We start from the raw sequence: 23110 nt of genomic DNA, 5'->3' as shown, positions 1-23110 counted from the left end.
TCGGATGCGGTGGCTCCGCATCGTCACACCGAGCGTGTCGCCACCACCGGCGGCACCGCGGCCGCACGCAGCGCCGGGCCGAGCACGGCAAGCTGGCCCAACCCCCACAGCACCAACGCGGCGACCGGCAAGTAGGCCAGCGGCAGGCGCGGCAATTCATACTGCTTCATCAACAACAAATTCATCGCGACAGCCAGCAGCAGGCCCAGCGCGATGCCCCCACTGACGATCAGGAAATTCTCGGTCTGGAAGTAGCGCAGGATGTCACGCCGGGTGGCGCCGACCGCGCGGCGGATGCCGATCTGATGGGTGCGTTGCTGCACCCAGAAGCTGGATAGCCCGACCACGCCCAGCGCAGTCAGCGCCAGCAGGCAGCCGATCACCACCAGCAGCAGCCAGATCAGCGCGCGGTCGTCGTGGAAGTAATCTGACACGGTTCGTGCGTAGCTGTCGCTGCCGGTGATGATGCGATCGTTGTCCACGCGGTCGAGCACGGCCGGGAGGTCGCGCAGGATGGCATCGCGTGCGCCCGGTTCCGTGCGTAGCACATACATGCCACCCGGGACTGAGCGTACCGGCAGCAGCAGGTTGTCTTCGCTGTTGGCGCGACCGGACAGCGTCGGGTTGAGCAGGCGCGTCGTCACGCCAACGACGCGGGTAACGTACTTGCCTTTTTCGCCCATGAAGATCGGTCGGCCCAATGCACTCTGACCCGGCCACATGCGCTCGGCCAGGGCACGCGTGATGATCACCGCCGAAGGCGGCGCCTGATTCGCGGAGGGGCTGTAATCGGCATATTCCTGCGGCAGGAAGTCGCGCCCCTGCTCAAGTCTGATGCCCAGCCCGCCGACGATCCCCGGCGTACCGAGGTACATCGCGATGCTGTTGAACGTGGCCTTGGGCAAGCCGGGCTGAACGGAGATACCGCTGCGCCACATGGAGGCATTCAGCAGCGGTAGCGAATTGGCCCTGACTGCTGCCATGACGCCCGGCATGCCGCGCAAGGCGGCCAGATCAGCCTGCTCCAGGCTCATCGCAGCGTCCGGGGTGCCGCCCTCGCGCAGACTGTCGCTGCGGACCCAAACCAGTTCGTTGTCGGCAACTCCGGTGCTCAGCTGCATATTCGAAAGACGATCGCCGATCAGGAACAACGCGTTGCTGACGATGGCGCAGGTCAACGCGATCTCCATCACCACCAGGGCCACGGTGGTCTTGTGATGCTTCAGTGCGGAAAGGATGGGATGCATGATCGTCGCCCTCACTGGATCTTCAACGCGCGCGCCGGCGGCAGCCGGCAGGCGCGCCACGCCGGGAACATGGCGGCAAGTACGGTGCCGCACAGCGCCAACAGGAAGGTCGCATACAACATCGGTGCGTCCAGATGCGCCAGACCCGCATACTGCGCCGGCTGCTGTCGCACCACCCACAAGCCGAACAGCGTCAGCAGCACGCCGACCACCCCGCCACATAGTCCCACCAACGCCGCCTCGGCCAGCAGTTGCGCAAAGATCGAACGCATCGATGCGCCCATCGCGCGGCGCACGCCCATCTCACCGCCGCGTCGCAGAAATTTCACCAGCAGCAGTGCCACCGTATTGATCAGGCACACCAACAGGAACCCCAGCGCCAGCAGCGTCTGCAGTTGCACGCTCCCCGGCACCACCTTGTTGTAGTCCAACCAGCCCATGAGGTCGTGCAGGCGCGTGTTGGGCGGCCGCATGAAACGTCCCAGCATCTTTTGCTGTTGCGAGTAACTCACCAGAAATTCGCGATAGGCCTGTTGCTGCACGGGCGTATCCAGTTGGACCCAGAACTGCACCCAGGAGCACGGGGCCGTCTTGCGGTCCAGGTTGTCGAACGACATATATCCCCAGCATTCCAGGCTGCCGCCGATCCCCTGATGCAGTGCCAACGCGGTGGACAGCGGCATGAACACCTGCTCGCCGTCCTGGTAACCGCCCGAGGTCAGGTCGTAGAAATGCGGTACCGGACTCCACGGTTTGATCACCCCGACAATACGAAAGTCGTTTTGACCCAGACGCAGTATATTTCCGACGACCGGCCCTTCGCCGTACAACTTGTCGGCCAGCGTTTTGGCGATCACGATCACTCGCGCCTGCTTGTCATCGTCTGATGGCGACCAGCCACCGCCACGTGCAAACGGCACGTCAAACATGGCGAAGAAATCCGCCGAGGTGAAACGCGCATCGACGTAGAAGGCGCGGTTGCCGCCCTGCGCAGGGCGCACCGTCACCTGGCCACCCGACATGGCGGCTTGATGGGTACCTTTGCGCGCCTTCAGCAAATTCATCGCGTCGATCCAGGCCATCTGCGTGGGCGGATCCTCGCCTACGCGATAGTCTTCCATGCCTCGCGGATCGAGCTGCGGATAGAACAGTTGCGCGCTGCGCTCCGGCAACGGGTTGTCGGACATCACATGCAGCACCGTAAGCATCGTCATGCTGGCGCCGATGCCCAAGCCGATCGCCAGCACCATCAGCGCGGTGAGCACCGGGTTGCGCCTGAGACTGCGCTGCGCCAGATCGAAGTAATAGCCAAACATTCCGTGCGCCCCCATCAACCATTGAAACCACACGCCGCCCTATAGGAGCGCACCCTGTGCGCGATGCTTCCCCCGCGGCCGCAAAGAGCATCGCGCACACGGCGCCCTCCAACATGTTCTCGTTCATCACACCGAGCGCGTCGCCACCACCGGCGGCACCGCCGCCGCGCGCAGCGCGGGGCCGAGCACGGCGAGCTGGCCGAGCGCCCACAGCGCCAGCGCGCCCACCGGCAGGTAGTGCGGCGGCAGCCGCGGCAATTCGTAACGCGGCATCAGGAACAGGTTGATGCCGTAGGCCAGCAGCATACCCAGCGCAATGCCGCCGCTGACGATCAGGAAATTCTCCAGTTGGAAATAGCGCAGGATGTCGCCACGGGTGGCGCCAATGGCGCGGCGGATACCGATGTTGCGGCGGCGCTGCTGTACCCAGAAGTTCGCCAGCCCGGCGATGCCAAGCGCAGTCACCAGCAGCATCGCCAGGCAGACCAGGGCCAGCAGCCAGACCAGCGACCCGTCCTGGCGAAAATAATCCGCGCGCATATCGGCGTAGCTGCCTTGGGCATCGATCAGCATGTCCGGATTGAGCTTCAGCAGCAGGTCCGAGGATTCACGCACCAGCCGGTCGCGATCGGAAGGCGCTACCCGCATCACATAGAGCGCGGACACGAAAGAGACCGGCTTGACCGGGAACATCGCCGAATACTCCGGCACGAAGTCCTTGCGCAGATAGCCACGCACCAGCCGCTCGACCACCCCGACCACGGTGTAGCCACGGCTCGGACTGCGCCAGAATTTCTTTCCTATCGGATTCTGCCCGGGCCACAGTTTGTCGGCGATATCCCGGGTGACGATCACGGCTGGCGACAACGTCTTCAAGGTCCGGTCCATGCCGTCGTATTCCGCGTCGTTGAAATCCCGTCCCTGCACGATCTTCAGTCCCAGCGTGTCCAGGTAACCGGGCGTGCCGACGAACATGCCGACGGCCGGGCCGCGCAGCTTCATGTCGGAGGTCAGCCACGGACGGAAATTGATCGACATGTTTTCCAGCGGCAATGGAAACATCGCCACCGCCGACTCCACCCCGGCCAGGCTACGCAACGCCAGCAGGTTGCGCTCGACCAGCAGTGCATTGCTTTCCTCGCCGACGCCATCGTTGTGGATATAGATCAACCGGCTCTCGGCGATGCCGGTATCGATCTGCATCTGCCCCACGCGCTCACGGATGATGAAGACCGCGTTGCAAAGGATCGCGAAAGCCACCGCGATCTCGACCACGACGAGAAGGCAAACCAGCTTGTGCCGGGGCAGTGCTGCAAGAACATGGCGTAGTTGCATGCGCGTGCCTCAGAGGGTCTTGAGCTGGATGGCGGGGGCGATGTGGCAGGCACGCCACGCCGGCAACAAACCGGCGACGAAGCTGGCCGCGATCGACAACACGAACGTGGTCGCGAACATCGACACATCGAGATGCGCCAGATCGGCGTAGTCCGCCGGTGTCCGACGAATGCCCCACAGGCCCGCCCAGGCCAGCACGAGCCCGAGGGCGCCACCGGCTACACCTACCATGGCGGCTTCCACCAGGCACTGGAAGAACACTTGTCGACGGGACGCACCCAACGCGCGACGTACGCTGATCTCGGCGCCGCGCTGGAGGAACTTGGCCAGCAGCAGTCCCGTCGTGTTCATCAGGCACACAAGCAGGAAGCCGAACGCGACCCACGCCTTGAGGCGTACGTCCGCCGGCACCACTCCGTTCTGGTCCACCCACTGCATCATGCCGGGCAAGGCTGTGCGCGGCACACCGGCATAGGTGAACCGGCCCTGCGCCTGCTGCTCATGTGAATAGTTGTCCAGGAACTGGCGGTATGCACTGACCTTGGCCGGACTGTCCAGCTCGACCCAGAATTTCAGCCATAGGCAGGGCTGGTTCTCCAGGTGGATGTCGTCGGTGGTATTGCCGTAGCAGTCCAGGCTGTAGCCCGTGATGCCGAGCTCGGCCAGGTCGCGCGAGGTCAGGAACGGAATGAAGACGTCATCGCCTTGGCCATAGGCCTCGCGATCCAGGTCGTAGAAATGCGGTGCGGGCCGCCAGTCCTCGATCACCCCGACGACGCGAAAATCCCACAAGCCCAGGCGGATTGGCTGGCCGATTCCGTCGCGGCCGCGAAAGAGTCGCTCATAGGCACTGCGCGAAAGCACCGCGACCCTGGCCTTACGCGCATCATCGGCTGCAGTCCACGGACCGCCATGGATGAACGACACGCCGAACATCGGGAAGAAATCCGCCGTCGTCGCCAGGGTATGCAGCCCCATCGGCTTCGCACCGGTCTCCGCTGCCTTCACCTTCACGTTCGATCCCACCATGATGGCTTGGCGATCGGCGCGTTGCGCTTGCCACAGGTTCATCGCGTCGACATACGTCATCTGCCCGGGAAGCTCGTGCGGTTCCGCAGGCTTCGGATCCACCTGCGGATAGAACAGCCTGCTGCTCCGCTCCGGCAACGGGTCGCCCGAAAGCAGGCGCATCACGGTCAGCGTGGTCATGCTGGCGCCTATGCCCAGCCCGATCGCCAACACCATCAGCGCAGTCAGCACTCTGTTGCGCCTGAAGCTGCGCAGCGCGAGATCGATGTAATAACCAAACATTCCATGCGCCCCCTGATCCGGCATCCCGCCCGAAACACGTTCGAGGAGAGTCGTCCACATCACACCGACCGCGTGGCCACCACCGGCGGCACCGCCGCCGCGCGCAGCGCGGGGCCTAGCACGGCAAGCTGGCCCAGCGCCCACAGCGCCAGCGCGCCCACCGGCAGGTAGACCAGCGGCAGGCGCGGCAGCTCGTACTGCGTCATCAACATCAGGTTGAGCCCGTAGGCAAGCACCATGCCCAGCACGATGCCACCGCTGACGATGAGGAAATTCTCGGTCTGGAAATAGTGGAGGATGTCGCGCCGGGTGGCGCCGAGCGCGCGGCGGATGCCGATCTGCCGGCGGCGCTGCTGCACCCAGAAGCTGGCCAGGCCGACGATGCCCAGCGCGGTGACCAGCAGTAGCGCGGCGATCACGCCGACCAGAATGCCGGCCATCGCGCGATCGTTCTTGAACACGTCGTGGCGCAGTTCGCCCAGAGTATGGCTATTCTCGCGATCAATCACCACTTCCGGCACCGCCTTGGCGAGGGCCGCGAGCGCATCGCGCAGCACGCGCGGCAAATCCCCGGGACTGGCGCGCAACAGGTAGCCGCCCGTCAGATACGGGCCCGGCTGCGCCGGCAGGAATACGGACCACTGCCGTTGTTCTGGCGTCCACCCGGTCGGATCGGGCCGGACCAGATTTTTCAACACGCCAACCACGCGGTAGTGCGACTTCAGCACCCAGAACTCCTTGCCGAGCGGATCGGCACCCGGCCACAGATGTTCGGCCAGGGCCTGCGTGATCTGGACGCTGCCCTCGTCGGGCATGAAGCCGGTGAACGCGTGAAAGTCATCCATCTGCGGTGCACGCCCGGCAATGAGCTTGGCACCGAGTGTCTGCAGGCTGCCCGGACCGCCCACGTAGAATTCGATCACGCCGCCAAAATGCTCGCCGGCCGCATCGGTGGTGATTCCAGCGGTACCGCGGCGGCTGCCGAACGGTATGGAATTGAGCGGCGCCACCGACTGCACACCGGGAACGGCGCGCAACGCGGCGAGCGCCCGCGCATCCACGTCGGGCGCTTGGGTGGAGTCGTAGCCGGTCAGTTGTACCGTCGCGAGGGACGTTTCATCCACTCCGCTGTCGATATGCGTTGCCGAGACGCGCTGGGAAATCATGAAACAGGCATTGCACAGCACCGCGCAGGCCAGCGCGATTTCCAGCGCGATCAGGATCGTGGACAGGCGATGCTTGCGCAGTGCGGAAAGAATGGGCTTGATCTGCATGGCTCCGGTCCTCACAACGTTTTCAACTGCAGCGCCGGTGCCACCCGGCTGGCCCGCAATGCGGGCAGGAAACCCGCCATCAGACTGGCCGCAACGGCGAGCGCGAAGGTCAACCCGAGCATGCCGATGTCCAGGTGCGCCAGATCGGCGTATTCGACGGGTTGCCGCCGCACCAGCCACAGGCCCAGCAGGGTCAGCAACCAGCCACCGATGCCACCGACCACGCCGACCATTCCGGCCTCGACCAGGCATTGCGCGAATATCGCGCCACGACTGGCACCCAGTGCGCGACGCACTCCGATTTCGCTGCTGCGACGCAGGAATTTGGCCAACAGCAGGCCGATCATGTTGAACAGGCAGATGGCAAGGAACGCAAACGCCAGCCACGCCTGCAACTTCACGTCACTGGGCACCACATGGTTGAACACCAGCCACTGCATCAGGCTCGGCATGCGGGTAGTGGTATTGGCGAAACGACCCAGCGCCTTTTGTTGCTGCGCGTAATGCGCAATGAAGGCGCGGTAGTCCGCCACCTTGGACGCGCTGTCCAGCTGCACCCACAAGCCGACCCAGACACATGGCGCGTCCTACAGATGCCCCGGCGTGGCAACCTTGCCCCAGCAGGTGAACTGCCAGAAATTGCCGTCGTTGACCTCCAGCCCGCTGAAAAAGGGCATGAACACATCTTCGGGCTTGTCGTAGAACGACGAGGTCTGGCCTTCGGCGAAACGCCCGGCGCGCACATCGTAGAAGAGCGGCGAGGGCCGCCACGCATCCATCACGCCGACGATCCGTACGTCGCTGTCTTTCAGGCGCAGGGTCTTGCCCACGCTGTCGGCACCGCCGAACAGCCTGTCGTTGAGGTTGGAGGAAATCACCGCCACGCGCGCACGGCTGGCGGCATCGGCAGCCGTCCAGGCGCTGCCGTACCGGAATGGCACCTTGAACATCGCAAAGAAGTCGGAGGTCGTGGCCAGCATCGGCACCATCAGGGGCGGCAACTTGGCGTCCGGCGCGCGCACCTTGACATCGCTGCCTGCAAGCAACGCCTGGCGATCGGCCCGATGCGCGCTCCACAGATCCACCGCCGAGCGGTAGTCGAGCATGTCCAGCGGCCCGCCTTTGGCGTAGCCGGCCGGTGAGGCGTCCACCTGCGGATAGAAAATGTGCTGGCTGCGACCCGGCAGCGGATCGCCCGACAGCAGGTGCATCACCGTCAGCGTGGTCATGCTGGCACCGATGCCGACGGCGATGGCCAGCACCATCAACGCGGTGAGCACCTTGTTGCGCTTCAGGCTGCGCAGGGCCAGATCGAGGTAGTAGGCAAACATGGCTGGTCCTTTGTTGATGACACTTGCGGGAGCGGCTTCAGCCGCGATGCCGCCTGGCTGGCAAGGCTGACGAGCATCGCGACGGAAGTCGCTCCTGCAAAACCTGTAACGTGACTCCTCATACCGATCGTGTCGCCACCACCGGCGGCACCGCTGCCGCGCGCAACGCGGGACCGAGGACGGCAAGCTGGCCGATCAGCCACAGCGCGATCGCGCCGACGGGGAAATAGATGGCCGGAAGTCGCGGCAACTCGTAATGCAGCATCAGGAACAGGTTGATCGCGTAGGCCAGCGCCATGCCGAGCGCGATGCCGATCGTGGCGAGCAGGAAGTTCTCGGTCTGGAAGTAGTTGAGGATGTTGCGGCGCGTTGCGCCCAGCGCGCGCCGCACGCCGATGGTGCGGCGCCGCTGCGCGACCCAGAAGCTGGCCAGACCGACGATGCCCAGCGCGGTAACGATCAGCAGTGCCGCGATCACGCCGACCAGCATGCCGGCCATCGCACGGTCATCCTGGAAGAACTTCCGGCGCACTTCGTCGAAGCTGCGCTGGGTGGTCACCACGCGCTGCGGGTCGGCCTTCTTCAGGGCGGCCAGCGCAGCGGCCATGACGCCCGCGCGGTCTTCCGGGCGGGTGCGGATCAGGTAGCTCTGATCTTTGTTCGCGCCCATGCGCAGCGGCACCACCATGGTGTATTGCGCCTTGGCCGCGTCGTAGGCATTCGCCCGCGCCAGGCTGTCCAGCACGCCGACCACGCGCAGACCCACGATGGGGGTGAGATAAATGGTGCGGCCCAGCGGTTTCTGTCCCGGCCACAGGCGCTCGGCCATGGTCTGGGTGATCAGCGTGACGTGTGGCAGGCTCTTGCTGTCGCCGGTGCCGAGCGCTTTCATCGCCGTCTCCACGTCGATAAAGTCATCGGGTTGCAGATCACGCCCGGCGACCAGCCGGGTGCCCAGCGTTTGCACCAGGTTTTCGCCGAAGTAGGTGCCGGCGTTGAGCGTACGTTCGCGCTGCGCCGGGTCGAGCATGACGTTGCCGTTCGACGACGAACTACCGAATGGCACCTGGTTGGAGGAAGCCACCGAGAGCACGCCCGGCACCTGCCTGAGCACCGCGAGATCCTCCGCGAGGCGGGCATACGGATTGGACGGAGTCGCCACGTCGGCTACCTGGATCTGCAGCAGCTCGTGTTCGGCCACGCCGCTGGGCATGTCCATGCGCTGCAGGCGCTGGCCGATCAGGAATACCGCGTTGCATACGATGGCGCAGGTCAGCGCGATTTCCAGGATCAGCAGCCAGGACGTAAGCTTGTGCCGGCGCAGCGTGGAAAGGATCGGAAGAATGTCCATGGCTCGCCTCAGTTGCTCTTCAGCTGCAGGGCGGGTGCGATCTGGCAGGCGCGCCAGGCGGGCAGCAGACCGGCCAGCAGCGTGGCGCATACCGCCAGCATGAAGGTGGTGAACAGCATGCTCAGGTCCAGGTGGGCCAGTACGGCATAGTCCGAAGGTCGTTGCCGCACCAGCCACAGACCGGCCATCGCCAGCAACAGGCCGCCGCAGCCGCCGACCAGACCGACCACGCCGGATTCGATCAGCAGCTGCGCGAACAGCGCGCGCCGCGAGGCACCCAATGCACGGCGCACGCCCAGTTCGGCCGCACGACGCATGAACTTGGCCAGCATCAACCCCACCGTATTGACCAGGCACACCAGCAGGAAGCCGAACGCCAGCCCGGTCTGCAGGCGCACGTCATTGGGCACCACCATCTGGTAATCGAGCCACTGCATCACGTTGCGCAGGCGCACGTTGGGCGTGCGCTGGAACCGGCCCAGCGCCTTCTGCTCCTGCGAGTAGTGCACGAGAAACTCCTTGTACGCAGCCGCTTTCGCGGGACTGTCCAGTTGCACCCAGAACTGCAGCCACACGCAGGTATCCGAAGGCAGGATGCTGCCGACGCCACCGCCGCCATTGCCCCAGCAGTCGGTCGATCCGTTGCGATCCAGCCGCAGCTCCAGCATGGTCTGCAGCGGCAGGAACACCTGCTCGCCGTACGCGTAGGAGCCCGTGTTGAGATCGTAGAAGTGCGGATTCGGCTGCCAGCTGTCCAGCACGCCCACGATGCGGAAGGAAGTGCCCGCCATGCGCAACGTGCGGCCCACGCTGTTGGCTCCGCCGAACAGCTTGTCGTTGAGCGACTTGGCGATCACCACCTCGCGCGCCTTGGCCTCGCCGTGCGCCGCGGTCCAGCCGTGGCCGTACAGGAACGGTGCATCGAACATCGCGAAGAAATCCGCCGTGGTGTAGCGCGCCTCCACGTAAAACGGGTCGAGCGAGGACTGTTCAGGCTGGATCGGCACCGAGCCACCGCTCATCAAGGCCTGGTGGTCCGCGCGCCCGGCACGCAGCAGGTTCAGGCCGTCGATCAGGGTGACCTGATCTGGCGGCTCCTTGTTCGGGAGCATGCCCTTGATGTCCTGCGGATCGACCTGCGGGTAATACAGTTGCGCGCTCTTGCCCGGCAGCGGATCGCCCGACAGCACGTGCAGCACGGTCAGCGTGGTCATGCTGGCGCCGATGCCCAGCGCGATCGCCAGCACCATCAGCGCGGTGAGCGCCCGGTTGCGCTTCAGGCTGCGCAGGGCCAGATCGAGGTAGTAGCCGAACACCTTCGGTGTCTCCTTCGGAGAAGGGAATGGGGAATCAGGAATCGGGAATGGGAGGTGCCGGAGCGCGCGTGGCGTTGCCTCTGACGATTCCCCATTCCCGCCCCTGTTTCCGGCTCAGATCACGCCGCCCGCGTCGCCTCCACCGGCGGCACGTTGGACGCGCGCCGCGCCGGCACGAACACTGCCGCCTGGCCAATCGCCAGCATCGCCAGCACGCCGGTCAGCACGTAAGCCAGCGGGATGCGGCTCATCTCGTAATGGCTCATCAGCCACAGGTTCAGGCCCACCGCCAGCAGCACGCCGACCACCACGCCGGCGCCGGCGATCAGCAGGTTCTCGATCTGGAAGTAGTGCAGGATGTCGATCCTGCGCGCGCCCAGCGCACGCCGCACGCCGATCTGCCGATGGCGCTGGCCGACCCAGAAACTGGTCAGGCCGACGATGCCGGCGGCGGTGACGCAGAGCAGGATCAGCGCCACCACGCCCATCAGGATCGCCATGCCGCGGTCGGCCTGATAGGCCTTGGCGCGTATCTCGTCGAACGGCTTGACGCTGTCGTCGTCGAGCACGCGCAGCGGGTTCACCTTGTACAGCGTCGGCGCCACCGCGCGCATCGCCGCGTCCAGCCGGCCCGGCTTGGTGCGCACCGCGTAGCGCGCGAAGTTCCCGTCCAGCCGGGTCGGGATCAGCGTCGAATTCCACACGAACTCGTTGCCAAAGCTGCCGCTGGCGGGGATCTGCAGGCGCTCCACCACGCCGATGACGGTAGTGGGCGCGCTGCTGCCGTCGGTGTACATCACCTTGCCGACCGCACTGCCCTGCGGGAACAGCTTGTCCGCCAGCTGCCGGGTGATGATGGCGACCGGGCGCTCGCGCTGGTCGCGGAATCCCTGGTGCTGCACGTCGCCGGCCGTGAAGGCGCGGCCGGCCACCAGACGCAGCCCCAGCGTGGCCAGCGCCTGCTCGTCGGTGAAGTAGTACGCCGTGCGGGTATTGCCCTTGCCGCCCAGCTGGGCGCCCGGCTTGAGCGACACCGAACCGGTCCAGGAGGAATTGAGCAGCGGTATCGAGTTGATCGGCGCCACCGACGCCACGTCCGGCAGCTGGCGCAGCGCGGCAAGATCCTCGCGCTGCATAGCGTCGAGTTTCTCCACGCCTTCGGGCGTGTCGGCGCTGGGCGCGCCCACCCACTGCTGGCTGACCAGGAACAGGTTGCTCTCGTCCAGCCCGGTGGGCCGGTTCACCCGCTCGATACGCTGGCCGATGATGAACACGGCGTTGCACACGATCGCCAGCGTAAGTGCGATCTGCAGCGCGATCAGCACGGTGCCGGCCTTGTGCTTGCGCAGCGCGGCGAGGATGGGATGCAGTTTCATGAGCTTTATTCCTTGCGTAGATCTGACGATTGGGCCGGCTTTGTCTGAGGAGTGCGGCCATGGATGGCCGCTTTCACGCGCAGGGACAGCGCACTAATTGCTCTTCAGCTGCCACGCAGGCTGCACCCGCGAGGCGCGGAAGGTGGGATACAGACCGGCAACCACCGTGGCGACCACCGCCACCAGCAAGGTAAGCAGCAGCAGCGACACATCCACCCGCGCCAACGCGGCGATGTCCCTGGGCAGCACCCAACCCACGCTGGCCACGCCGACCCCGGTGAGCAGCAGACCGAGCACGCCGCCGGCGAGGCCGACGATGCCGGCCTCGGTGATGAACTGCGCGTAGATCGCCGCACGCGGCGCGCCCAACGCGCGGCGCACGCCGATCTCGCTGCTGCGGCGCAGGAACTTCGCCAGCAGCAGGCCCACCGTGTTCACCAGGCACACCAGCAACAGGCCCAGCGCCACCAGCAGCGAGACCTTGGTGTCGCTGGGCACCACATGCTGGTTGTCCAGCCACGCGCGCAGGTCGCGCAGGCGGCCGTTCGGCGCCCAGGCGAAGCGCCCGGCCCGCTGCTGGTCGCGCGCGTAGCCCTCCAGGTAATCGCGGTAGGCGGCTTCCGCGCCGGCGTCCAGCTCGGCCATGAAGGCTATCCACACGCACTCCGAATGCTGCAGGCCGACGAAGCCCGACTCCTTCGGCACCGCATTGCAATTGGTGTTGCCGTCGTTCGACAGGCCCGCCTGGATGGCGGTGAGGAACGGCAGGAACACGTCGTCGCCATTGACGGAGAAGCCGCCGGTGTTGACCACGTCGTAGAAGCGCGGCTGCGGGTTCCACTCCTCCAGCACGCCGACCACGCGGTAATCCTTGCCCTCGATGTTGACGCTGCGGCCCACGCTGCTCTCCCCGCCGAACAGCTTCTGGTTGAGCTTGCTGCTGATCACCACGACCTGCGCACGGCCCCCGTCGTCGCTCGCGCTCCAGCCGCTGCCGTACTTGAACGGTACGTCCAGCATCGGGAAGAACTCGCCGTAGACCGCGTGGCCGCTGACGTTGAGCGGATGCTTGCCGGCCTGCGCCGGCACCACCGACGGCGAGATCTGGTACATCGCCGACTGCCGCTTGGCGCGATGGTCGCGCATCAGCGCCATCGCGTCGGCGTAGTCCATCGCGTTCGGCGGCTCGCCGTCGGAGCTGCGCCCGTTCGGCCCCCAGTTGTCGATCTGCGGCACGAACAGCCGCGACGACTTCCACGGGATCGGGTCGCCCGACACCGCGCGGAACACCGACCAGCTGGTCATCGACGCGGCCACGCCGAAGCCGATCGCCAGCACCATCAGCGCGGTCAGGCCGGGACTGCGCCTCAGGCTGCGCAAGGCCAATTCGAGGTAGTAGCTGAACATTCCAAATGCTCCAGGTTTTGTCTCCTCCCCCTGCAGAGCAGGGGGAGGTCGGGAGGGGGTAAAGCTTTTGACGTCAAGATCAAAAGCACCCCTCCCCAGCCCTCCCCTGCTTTGCAGGGGAGGGAGAAAAGAACGTCACACCGAACGCGTCGCCTCCACCGGCGACACGCGCGAGGCGCGCAGCGCCGGCGCGAGCACCGCCGCCTGGCCGAGCAACAGCAACACCACCACGCCGATGCCCACGTAGGCCATCGACATGTGGCTCATCTCGAAACGGGTCACCGTCCACAGGTTGAAGGCGATCGCCAGCACGGCGCCCAGCAGCACGCCGGTCGCACTGATCAGGAAGTTCTCGGTGAGGAAGTAGGCGAGGATGTCGCACTGCCTGGCGCCCAGCGCGCGGCGCACGCCGATCTGCTTGCGCCGCTGGCCGACCCAGAAGCTGGTGAGGCCGACGATGCCGGCGGCGGTGATCGCCAGCAGCACCACGCTGATGACGCTCATCAGGATCGCCATGCCGCGGTCGCGGTCGTACACCTTGTGACGGATGGCGGCGTAGTCCTGGATGCCGTCCTTGGGTTCGATGATGCGCAGGCGGCTTTGCGCATACAGCGCCTTGGGCGCCTCGCGCATGGCGTCGGCAAGTTGGCCGGGCTTGGCCCGCACGATGTAGTAGATGCCGCGCGAATCATCCGCCCGCATCGGCCAGATCAGCGCCTGCCCGGCATAGCCGTTGCTCCATTGGTCCACGCCCTGCCGGTGCAGCGGATCGACGATGCCGACGATGGTGCTCGGCGTGGCGCCCATCGCGTAGAAGCTCTTGCCCAGCGCGTTGCCATCGGGGAACAAACGGTCGGCCAGCACCTTGCTCACGATCACCGTCGGCGGGGTGATGGCCTGCTGGGTGCCCATCACCATCACCTCGTCAGGGCGGAAATTGCGTCCCGCGACGAGCCTCAGGCCCAGCGTGTCGATGAAATGCTCGTCGCCGGTGTACACCGCCGCATCGGTGGTCGGCTTGGTCTGCTCGGGCGTCATGGTGACGAAGTTGTCCCAGCCACCGCCGCGCAGCGGGTAACCGCTGGCGGGCGCGGCATCGCGCACGGCCGGCAGTTGCCGCAGCGCGAGCAGGTCGGCACGCACCTGCACGTCGATGCGCTCGGTTGGCTGGCCGAGGTCGGCCCACATGTTGGCGATGACGAACACGTTGGCCTCGTCCACGCCACTGGTTGCGGACAGGTTGGCCAGTCGCTGGTGGATGATGAACAGCGCGTTGCAGACGATGGCCAGGGTCAGCGCGATCTGCAGCGCGATCAGCAAGGTGCCCGCCTTGTGCCGGCGCAACGCGGTGATGACAGGCCTGATCTGGATATGCATGGCGTTCTCCTCAGCTCGACTTCAACTGCCAGGCGGGTTGCACGTGCGCCGCGCGCCACGCCGGGTAGAACGCCGCCAGTACGGTGGCGAGGATCGCCACGACGAAGGTCAGGCCCACCAGCGAGACGTCGAGCCGCGCCAGCCTGGCGATCTCCGGCTGGAACAGGATGCCCACGCCGGACACGCCCAGCGCGGTGAGCAGCAGACCGAGCACGCCGCCGGCCAGGCCCACCGTGCCGGCCTCGACCAGGTACTGCGCGTAGATCTCGCCCCGCGTCGCGCCCAGGGCGCGGCGCACGCCGATCTCGCCGGCGCGGCGCATGAACTTCGCCAGCAACAGGCCGATGGTGTTGACCAGGCAGATCAGGAAGAAGCCCAGCGCCACCGCCAGCGCGATGCGGCTTTCCGGCGGCACCACGTGCTCGTGATCGAGCCACTGCATCACATCGCGCAGGCGCACGTTGGCTGCCCAGTTGAAGCGGCCCGCGCGCTGCTGGTCGGCGGCATGGTTGGCGAGGAAGCTGCGATAGCTGGCGACCTCGGCGGGGCTGTCCAGTTCCACCCACGGCGTGATCCACACGCAGTTGCTCTGCGTGTAGTCAGTCCAGTTGGTGAAGCTGAGCTGGCCGCGGCAACTGTTGCGGCCATTGGTGTACATATGCAGATCCAGCGCACGGTTGAACACCATGTAGATGTCCGGCTCGTCGGCAAAGCCGCTGGTGCTGAACAGGTCGTAGAAACGTGGACGCGGGTTCCAGTGGCTGGCGACGCCCACGATACGGTAATCATGGCCGCCCAGGCCGAGCGTGCGCCCCACGCTGTCGGCGCCACCGAACAGCTTCTGGTTGAGCTCGCTGCTGATGACCACGTCGCTGGCCCGCGCGGCGTCGTCCCGCACGCTCCAGCCGCTGCCGTAGCGGAACGGCACCTCGAACATGCTGAAGAAATCGGCGGTGACGGCGTAGCCGTTGACGTTCAAGGGGAGATCGCGTTGGCCGCCCGGCATCACCGACAGCTGCACCGGATACAGCAGGGTCTGCCGCTTTGCCTGGTGCGCCTGCATCAGCGCGATCGCGTCGGTATAGGCCAACGCTTCCGCCGGCTCGCCGTCGAGATTCTGCTGCGGCCCCCAGCCGTCGACCTGCGGCGTGAACAGCTGCGCGGACTTGCCCGGAATCGGGTTGCCCGACACGGCGCGGAACACGGACCAGGTGATCATCGACGCCGCCACGCCAAAGCCGATCGCCATCACCATCAGCGCGGTCAGCGCCGGATTGCGGCGCAAGCTGAGCAGGCCAAGTTGGAAGTAGTAGGCGAGCATGTTCTGGTTCCGGTGATGCGGGATGCAGGATTCGGAAAAGGTGGCGGTCGCGCGGGTTCGTGCCTCGGCCGGTCACCCGTTCCGAATCCCGGATCCCCGCCACTCAGCCATGGGCTTCTTCGGCGGCATGCACGGTGTGGAAGCGCGGATCCTCGGACAGGTCGACCACCTGGCCGTCGATGATGTGCACGTTGCGCTGGGCGCGCGCAGCCAGCTCCGGGTCGTGCGTGACCATCACGATGGTGGCGCCTTCGCGGTGGATGTCCTCCAGCAGCTCCATCACGCCGCGCGCCATCTGGGTGTCCAGGTTGCCGGTCGGTTCGTCCGCCAGCAGCAGGCGCGGCGAGCCGGCCAGCGCGCGGGCGATCGCCACGCGCTGCTGCTGGCCGCCGGAGAGTTCGGCCGGGTAGTGCTTGGCGCGCGAGGCCAGGCCGACGCGCTCCAGCGAGTCCATGATGCGCTGCTTGCGCTCGGCCGCCTTCATGCCGCGGTAGCGCAGCGGCACCTCGATGTTGTCGAACACGTTGAGGTCGGGGATCAGGTTGAACGCCTGGAAGATGAAGCCGATCTTCTCGTTGCGGATCTTCGAGCGGGCGTTGTCGTTGAGGTTGCTCACCTCGATGCCGTCCAGGTGGTACTCGCCGCCCGAGAAAGTTTCCAGCAAGCCGGCGATGGTCAGGAAGGTGGTCTTGCCGGAGCCGGACGGGCCGGTGACGGCGACGAACTCGCCTTCCTTCACATCGATGTTGAAATCGCGCAGCGCATAGGTCTCCACCACTTCGGTGCGGTAGACCTTGGACAGGTGGGTCATCTTCAGCATGGTTGCGTCCTTTGGTGGTGGTGATCTTGAGCCCCTCTCCCATCGGCGACCGAAGGAAGTCCCCTTGTGGGAGAGAGGGGTTGGGGAGAGGGTTCGGTTATCGCGAGAAAGTCTGCGCAAGCCCCGTACCCTCATCCGCCCTTCGGGCACCTTCTCCCGGGGGGAGAAGGAAGTTCGTCAATTGCTGATCGCGACCGTGGCCGCGCCCTTGAAGCTGTCGGTGCCGGAGATCACGATGCGGTCGCCTTCCTTCAGGCCGTCGAGGATCTCCACCTTGTCGATGCTGGAGACGCCGACGCGGATCGGGGTCTTGCTGGCGATGCCGTCCTTCACGAGGTAGGCGTAGCTGCCGCCGGATTCGTCGACGAAGGAGCCGCGCTGCACGGTCAGCACGTTGTCGCGCTTGTCCAGCAGCACGCGCACCGACAGGCGCTGGTTCTGCCGCAGCTGCTTCGGCGTGTCGCCCTCGAAGCGCAGCCGCGCGGCGACCTGGCCGTTGACCACCTCGGGCGAGATCGCGCTGACCAGGCCCTTCCAGGTGTGGCCGTTGCCGCTGATCTCGCCGGCCATGCCGATGCCGAGGTCGCGGGCGAAGCTTTCCGGCACCTGCATCTCCACCTGCAGCGCGGACAGGTCGATCACGCTGAGCAGCTGCGCGTCCTTGGCCACGGTGGCGCGCTCGGCGATGAACAGCTGGCCGACCTGGCCGTCCACCGGCGACTTCACGTTGAGGTCGTCGACCTGGCGCTGCAGGTCCTTGACCAGCAGCAGCTGGCGCTCGTGCGCGAGCTTCTTCGACTGGATGTCGAAGTTGAGGCTGTCGTTGTCCAGGCCGAGGTTGGCCCTGGCATGCGTGGTGGCGATCTTCGCCTTGTCCAGCGCGTCCTTGGCCTTGTCCACGTCCATGTTGGACACCGCGCCCTTGGCGAACGCCTTCTGGTAGCGGTCGAGGTTGCGCTCGGCGGTGGTCTGGTCGATGACGGCGTTGTCGTAGGTTTCCTGCAGCGCGGAACGCTGCTTGCGCGCATCGATCTGCGCGCGCCGGTATTCCACTTCCATCGCGTCGGCGTTGCTCTGTTCCTGCGCCAGCTTGTTGGTGAGCTCCGGGCTGACGATGGTGGCCAGCACCTGGCCCACCTTCACCGTATCGCCGGCATGCACCTTCAGCGTCACCGCGCCGCCGGAGGTGGCGTACAGGGTGGGGCTGACCGCCGCCACCACCTTGCCCTCGGCGGCGATGTCGCGCACGAACGGGCCGCGCTCGACGGTGGCGAAGGCCAGCCGCGAACTGCTGACCGAGGCGGACGCCGAGAACAGCCGGCCGACGCCAGGCGCCAGCCAGGCCAGCAATGCCAGCACGAGCGCACCGGCGCCGAGCAGGATCAGCTGGCGCTTGCGGTTGGGTTTGACTTCGACCAGTCGGTCCTGTGCGGAAGTGTCGCGGATCATCGATGCCGTTCCTGACCGCGTACAGCGCGGTTGCACAGCGGTCGTTGCAATCCACGTGCCACTCGGCCACGGCGCCGCAAACGCTTGTCCTGCAACGGCTTGATCGGTTCCGACGGCGCCGCCGGAGTGTCCGCGGACACCGCACGGACAACCGGACGAACACGCGCCGGCCAGCCGCGGACGCCGCCCTGAAACGCGAAAGGCCCCGGTTCGCACCGGGGCCTTTCGCGGACATCCATGCGCCGTGCGGGCGGGCAGCTCGCCGGCCTAGAACTCCTGCGTGAAGCGCAAGCCGATGGTGCGCGGCTGGTTGGTGACGGTGTACACCTGCCCGTTGGGATACTGCGCCACCACGCCGTGGGCAGCGCAAACCGCCTCGGCGCACTCGGCGTACTTGTAGAGTTGCGCGCGCTTGTCGAACAGGTTGTTGATGTACATGTCCACCGTCCAGCCGCCCTTGTGGAAGCCGGCGGAGACATCCATGGTCGTGTACGCGGCCAGGTTGCCGGTCAGGCCGTTCTCGAGCAGGCGCAGGTCCGACTTGCGCTCGCCCACATGCACCACCGCACCTTGCAGGTAGGCCTCGTTTTCACCGAGGTCGAAGGTGTAGCGCGCCACCAGGTTGCCCTTGAACTTCGGCGTCACCGGCAACTGGGTGCCCTTCGGCGCCAGCTCCGCACCGGGGCAATCGGTGACCGGCGTGCCGTTGGCGTCGGTGAAGCCGCAGTAGGTCGCGGTCAGCTTGGCATCGTAGAAGGCGGCGCCGGCACTGAGTTGCAGGTTGTAGGTGGCGGCCCAGTTCAACTCCGTTTCCAGGCCCCGGATGCGCGCCTGGTTGGCGTTCTTGATCTCGGTCAGGCCGTTGGCGCCGAGGATGCTGAACTGGAAGTCCTTCCAGTCCTGCTGGAACACCGAGCCGTTGAACGACAACCGGTTGTCGAGCCAGGTGGTCTTCCAGCCGAACTCGTAGTTGGTCAGGTAGTCCGACTTGTACGGCGGCAGCGAGCCGCGGCGGTTCAGGCCGCCGGGACGATAGCCCTCGGACCGCGTGACATAGACCATCTTGGTCGGCGTGATGTTCCAGGTCAGGTTGACCTTGCCGAGCGAGCCGGTTTCCTTCACGTTCTTGTCGAAGTCCAGGCACGGTGCGCCGCGGTACGGCTGTGGCGAGATGCAGCCGGCCACGCCGTAGCTGGAGCCGGGAAAGTAGCCGGCGCTGAAACCGTAGAAGCCGCCCAGGCTGTTGTTGGCGCGGAAGTAGCGCCCGCCGATGGTGCCGGTGAGCGTGTCGGGGATGAAGTCGTAGGACAGTTCGCCGAACACTGCCTCGTCGCGATCGGTGCGCACCTGTTCGGTCAGCCAGATGGTGTTCGGCCAGCCCGGCACGGTGAGCGAGTCCGCGAACCCGTTGATCATGTAGCGCTGTTCGATGTCGTGCACCGAGCGTTCCCAGAACACGCCGCCGACCACGCGCAGGCGATCCTCCTTCGGCGACGCCAGGCGCAGCTCATGGCTGTCCATGGCGTAACGGTCCTTGCCGATGATGTACTGCGACGGATTGATCAGCGCGCCGTTGTTGTCGGAGATGTAGTTGCCGTACGCGTAGGGCAGCTGGTCGTACCAGAACGAATAGTCGCTGTAGTCGTTGTGCTCGACCTGGATCCGCTTGAGGTGCGCATACGCATAGGTCAGGTCGAAGTTGCCGATCTTGCCCTGCAGCGTCAGCGCCGCCTGCCACCAGCGGTCGGAAGTGCGCTCCGGGTAGAAGTGGGTCACGGCGAGGTCGCCGATCGCCGGATCGGTGGCCATGTTGCCGTGCGCCACCGTGTTCTGCCCCATCAACGTCCCGTTGATCGACCAGTCGTCATTCAGGTCGACCTTCAGCGCCGCGCGTGCACCGTCGATGTCGTTGCCGTTGTAGTTCTTCTTGGCCGCGGGCATGCAGACCAGCAGGCTCGACGCCGTGCAGTTCCTGGCGTTGCTGACGGTGATGCCGGATACCGGGAAAGTGCGCGTGCCTTCCTTGTTGTCGATATAGCCGGCGTCATGCTCATGCCAGCCGACGAGGCGGATCGCTGCGTTTTTCGAGATCGGCAGGTTGACCATCCCCTCGACCACGTGCCCGATGCCGCCGTGGGCGACCGAGTCGATGCCGGCGCTGTAGCTGGCGGCGAAGCCGCTGGCGTCGGGCTTGTTGGTGATGATGCGCAAGGCGCCGGACTGCGCGCTGGCGCCGTACAGGGTGCCCTGCGGCCCGGCCAGCACCTCGACACGGGCGATGTCGTACATGTGGATGTCGAGCGGACCGGTGACCGTGGTGACCGGCTGCTCGTCGAGGTACACGCCGACGCTCGGCCGCGAACCGGAATGGTTGCCGTCACCGCCGCTGGCCACGCCACGCATGTAGATCTCGGAAAAACCCGGGCCTGCGCTCTGGTAGGACACGCTGGGCAGGTACTTCACGTAGTCGTCGAAGTTGGCGATGTGCAGCTGGTCGATCTTCTCCGAGCCCAGCACCTGGATGCTGATCGGCACCTTCTGCAGGTTCTCGGTACGCTTTTGCGCAGTCACGGTCACCGTGCTCAGCGTCGCCACCTTCTGTCCCGCGGCCGGCGCCTGGGCCGGCGGCTGGGTCTGGCCGGCGTCCTGCGCGAACGCCGCCGAGCTCATGGCGAAGCAGATCGCCGCGGCGAGCGGCAGGCGGTTCAAGCTCGTCCGCCGTGTTGGTGCTGGTTGTCTACCCCTAATCCTGTACATTGGCTCCCCTCTCTAAGTGTTGATGACGATCAATCGGAAACTGCCACATCGGATTCAAATCCCGGCACCTCGGGGTATCGCTGCAACACCTGCCCCAGTGTCGATTCCAAAGGCACCAGCCATGGTGCGTAGTTTTGCCAGTGATCCACCCCTTCGCGGTAGATCGGCCGGCGCACCTGTTCCGAACTCGCGGTGCGGACGGGTCGCTCGTTCTGGAAGAACCGCAGGCACGATTCCTCGAACGGCAGGCCGCAATGGTCGAGCAGGCGCCGAATCTCCCCCTCGGTGTCCTCGACCATGCGTTCGTAGAAGACGCGGTGGATGCGACCAGGCAGCACTGCGTCGAAATGCGCCATCAGCGCGACGTAGTCGCGGTAGTAGCGGCCCAGGTCCTCGAGGCTGTAGCTGAAGCCCTGCCCGCGCGCGAAGTGCTGCTTGAAGCCCGAGAAGCAGCAGGCCAGCGGGTGCCGCCGCGCATCGATGATGGTCGCGTTCGGCAGCATCAGGTGGATCAGCCCGACGTGCATGAAGTTGTTCGGCATCTTGTCGATGAACAACGGCGCGGCGGTCTTGCGCTGGATGCGGGTGTTGTCGAGGTAGCGCTCGCCCAGCTCGCGCAGCGCGCCGGCGTCCAGCGCCGCCAGCGCGTCGTGGTAGGGCATCTCGCCGTCGGCGCCGGCGCGCTCGCGCAGCAGGCGCGTGATCGAGGTGACCTCGGGCAGCTCCATGGTGCCTTCGACCTGGCTGTGGCTGGCCAGGATCTGCTCGATCAGGGTGGAACCGGAGCGCGGCAGGCCGACCACGAAGATCGGGTCGCGCGCCGGGCTGCCGCAACCCGCGCGCGCGGCGAAGAATCCGCGGGTGTAGCGCTGGCGGATGTGCCGCACGCGCGCGCCGGTCTCGTCGGCACTGTAGTGCAGCTGGGCGCGACGGATCGCGTTGCCCTGCGCGTAGTGCCGGAACGAGGGTTCGTACTCGCCGGCGTCCTCCAGCGCCTTGCCGACGGCGAACTCCAGGTGCAGGCGGTCGTCCTCAGCCAGATCGGCGCGCGCCAGCTGGCGGCGCATCGTGGCGAGATCGTCGGCGCCGAAGCGGAAGGTCTTGAGGTTGGCCAGGCTCCACCAGACTTCGCCGAAGGACGGCTCCAGCGCCAGGCTGCGGCGGTAGGCGTCGATCGCACGCCCGGCGTGGCCGGCGGTCTTCAGCGCGTGGCCGTAGCTCATCCACACCTTCGGGTTGTCCGGGTACTGCTCCAGCAGCTCGGCGTAGATGGCAATCGCCGGCTCGTAGTCGCCGACCCGGCACAGCACCACCGCCTTGAGGTTGCGGTAGCCGGGATGGGTCGGCGCCGTCGCCAGCAGGCGCTCGATCTGCGCCAGCGCCTGCTCCGGCCGGTTGCTGCGATGCAGGACCTGGGCGTAGTTCTGGCGCGCGGCATCGAAACCGGGCGCCAGCTCCAGGCAGCGCTCGAGCAGGTGCAGCGCGTCCTCGTTGCGGCCCAGCCGGGCGGCGACCTCGGCGAACATGCGGATCGCCGCCACGTCGGTCGGCGCCTGCTTCAGGTGTTCGCGCAGCAGCGCCTCGACCTCGGGAATGCGGTTCTCGACCAGCGCGACGGCGGCGGCCAGCAGCTGCGGGTCGCTGGTGGAATGGCGCACGTGGTTGGCGTAGGCGGCGTCGGCGGCCTCCTGCTCGCCGGCAGCCATGAGGTGGTCGCCGAGCGCGCGCCAGGCCTGCGGCAGCCCGGGCTTCAGCGCCACCGCGCGGCGCAGCGCGTCGATCGCCTGCTGGCCGCGCCCGTCATGGCCCAGCGCCAGGCCGAGGTCGAGCTGGGCGAGCGCCCAGTTCGGCTGGCTCCGGGCCAGCGGCTCGAGGATCTCGAGCGCGCCTTGCGTATCGCCCTGCCCGATCCGCGCCGCCGCCAGCAACCGCAGCGCGGCGGGGTGGTTCGTGGCCACCTTGAGGATCTCCGCCGCCTGTTCGCCGGCCAGGGCCGGAGCGCTCTGCAGCAGGCGCTCCGCATGGGCCAGCGCCTGCTCCAGCGTGCCGATGGCGGTCGCGTTCGTCATGGCCGGCACGCCGGTGGCGGCACGGCGGCCCGGCCCGCGGCGGCGGGCGGGCA

15 protein-coding genes and 1 pseudogene are annotated in these 23110 nt (G+C 66.4%); all 16 read right to left on the bottom strand.

Features of this window, described 5'->3' with window-relative positions; genetic code table 11:
• Positions 1 to 23: 23 nt before the first annotated feature.
• Positions 24 to 1307, bottom strand: a complete 1284-nt coding sequence (locus R2APBS1_RS03985) for an ABC transporter permease (protein WP_236126999.1) — start codon at positions 1305 to 1307, stop codon at positions 24 to 26.
• Positions 1259 to 2563, bottom strand: a complete 1305-nt coding sequence (locus R2APBS1_RS03980) for an ABC transporter permease (protein WP_041676668.1) — start codon at positions 2561 to 2563, stop codon at positions 1259 to 1261. Before R2APBS1_RS03980 ends, R2APBS1_RS03985 begins: the two co-directional genes overlap by 49 nt.
• A 126-nt stretch (positions 2564 to 2689) precedes the next feature.
• Positions 2690 to 3898 carry an ABC transporter permease gene (locus R2APBS1_RS03975; protein WP_015446973.1) on the bottom strand — a complete coding sequence of 403 codons (1209 nt, stop codon included), beginning with the start codon at positions 3896 to 3898 and terminating at the stop codon, positions 2690 to 2692.
• Positions 3899 to 3907: 9 nt separating this feature from the next.
• Entirely contained in the window at positions 3908 to 5209 is a 1302-nt protein-coding gene (locus R2APBS1_RS03970; RefSeq protein WP_015446972.1) for an ABC transporter permease, read from the bottom strand.
• 59 nt (positions 5210 to 5268) lie between these two features.
• Positions 5269 to 6483 carry an ABC transporter permease gene (locus R2APBS1_RS03965; protein WP_015446971.1) on the bottom strand — a complete coding sequence of 405 codons (1215 nt, stop codon included), beginning with the start codon at positions 6481 to 6483 and terminating at the stop codon, positions 5269 to 5271.
• Positions 6484 to 6494: 11 nt separating this feature from the next.
• Positions 6495 to 7814, bottom strand: a pseudogene (locus tag R2APBS1_RS03960) (ABC transporter permease).
• 118 nt (positions 7815 to 7932) lie between these two features.
• Complete coding sequence (locus R2APBS1_RS03955) at positions 7933 to 9165, bottom strand: ABC transporter permease (RefSeq protein WP_015446970.1); 1233 nt, start codon at positions 9163 to 9165, stop codon at positions 7933 to 7935.
• Between the two features lie 8 nt (positions 9166 to 9173).
• Positions 9174 to 10481 carry an ABC transporter permease gene (locus tag R2APBS1_RS03950; RefSeq protein WP_015446969.1) on the bottom strand — a complete coding sequence of 436 codons (1308 nt, stop codon included), beginning with the start codon at positions 10479 to 10481 and terminating at the stop codon, positions 9174 to 9176.
• Between the two features lie 119 nt (positions 10482 to 10600).
• Positions 10601 to 11857 carry an ABC transporter permease gene (locus tag R2APBS1_RS03945; RefSeq protein WP_015446968.1) on the bottom strand — a complete coding sequence of 419 codons (1257 nt, stop codon included), beginning with the start codon at positions 11855 to 11857 and terminating at the stop codon, positions 10601 to 10603.
• Between the two features lie 93 nt (positions 11858 to 11950).
• A complete protein-coding gene (locus R2APBS1_RS03940) occupies positions 11951 to 13264 on the bottom strand; it encodes an ABC transporter permease (RefSeq protein ID WP_015446967.1) in 1314 nt (437 codons plus the stop codon).
• A gap of 135 nt (positions 13265 to 13399) precedes the next feature.
• Complete coding sequence (locus R2APBS1_RS03935) at positions 13400 to 14641, bottom strand: ABC transporter permease (protein ID WP_015446966.1); 1242 nt, start codon at positions 14639 to 14641, stop codon at positions 13400 to 13402.
• Between the two features lie 10 nt (positions 14642 to 14651).
• Positions 14652 to 15962: an ABC transporter permease gene (locus tag R2APBS1_RS03930; protein ID WP_015446965.1), complete on the bottom strand. Its 1311-nt coding sequence runs from the start codon at positions 15960 to 15962 to the stop codon at positions 14652 to 14654.
• A 103-nt stretch (positions 15963 to 16065) separates the two neighbouring features.
• The gene (locus R2APBS1_RS03925) at positions 16066 to 16782 is read right to left on the bottom strand and encodes an ABC transporter ATP-binding protein (RefSeq protein WP_015446964.1); all 717 of its coding nucleotides are present in this window, start codon (positions 16780 to 16782) and stop codon (positions 16066 to 16068) included.
• 177 nt (positions 16783 to 16959) lie between these two features.
• Entirely contained in the window at positions 16960 to 18231 is a 1272-nt protein-coding gene (locus R2APBS1_RS03920; protein WP_015446963.1) for an efflux RND transporter periplasmic adaptor subunit, read from the bottom strand.
• Between the two features lie 267 nt (positions 18232 to 18498).
• Positions 18499 to 20988: a TonB-dependent receptor gene (locus R2APBS1_RS03915; protein WP_015446962.1), complete on the bottom strand. Its 2490-nt coding sequence runs from the start codon at positions 20986 to 20988 to the stop codon at positions 18499 to 18501.
• A 29-nt stretch (positions 20989 to 21017) separates the two neighbouring features.
• Positions 21018 to 23057, bottom strand: a complete 2040-nt coding sequence (locus R2APBS1_RS03910) for a tetratricopeptide repeat-containing sulfotransferase family protein (protein ID WP_015446961.1) — start codon at positions 23055 to 23057, stop codon at positions 21018 to 21020.
• Positions 23058 to 23110 lie beyond the last annotated feature (53 nt).

The sequence above is a fragment of the Rhodanobacter denitrificans genome, from assembly GCF_000230695.2.
Taxonomy (GTDB): domain Bacteria; phylum Pseudomonadota; class Gammaproteobacteria; order Xanthomonadales; family Rhodanobacteraceae; genus Rhodanobacter; species Rhodanobacter denitrificans.
This window is presented reverse-complemented; position numbering and strand designations above follow the sequence as displayed.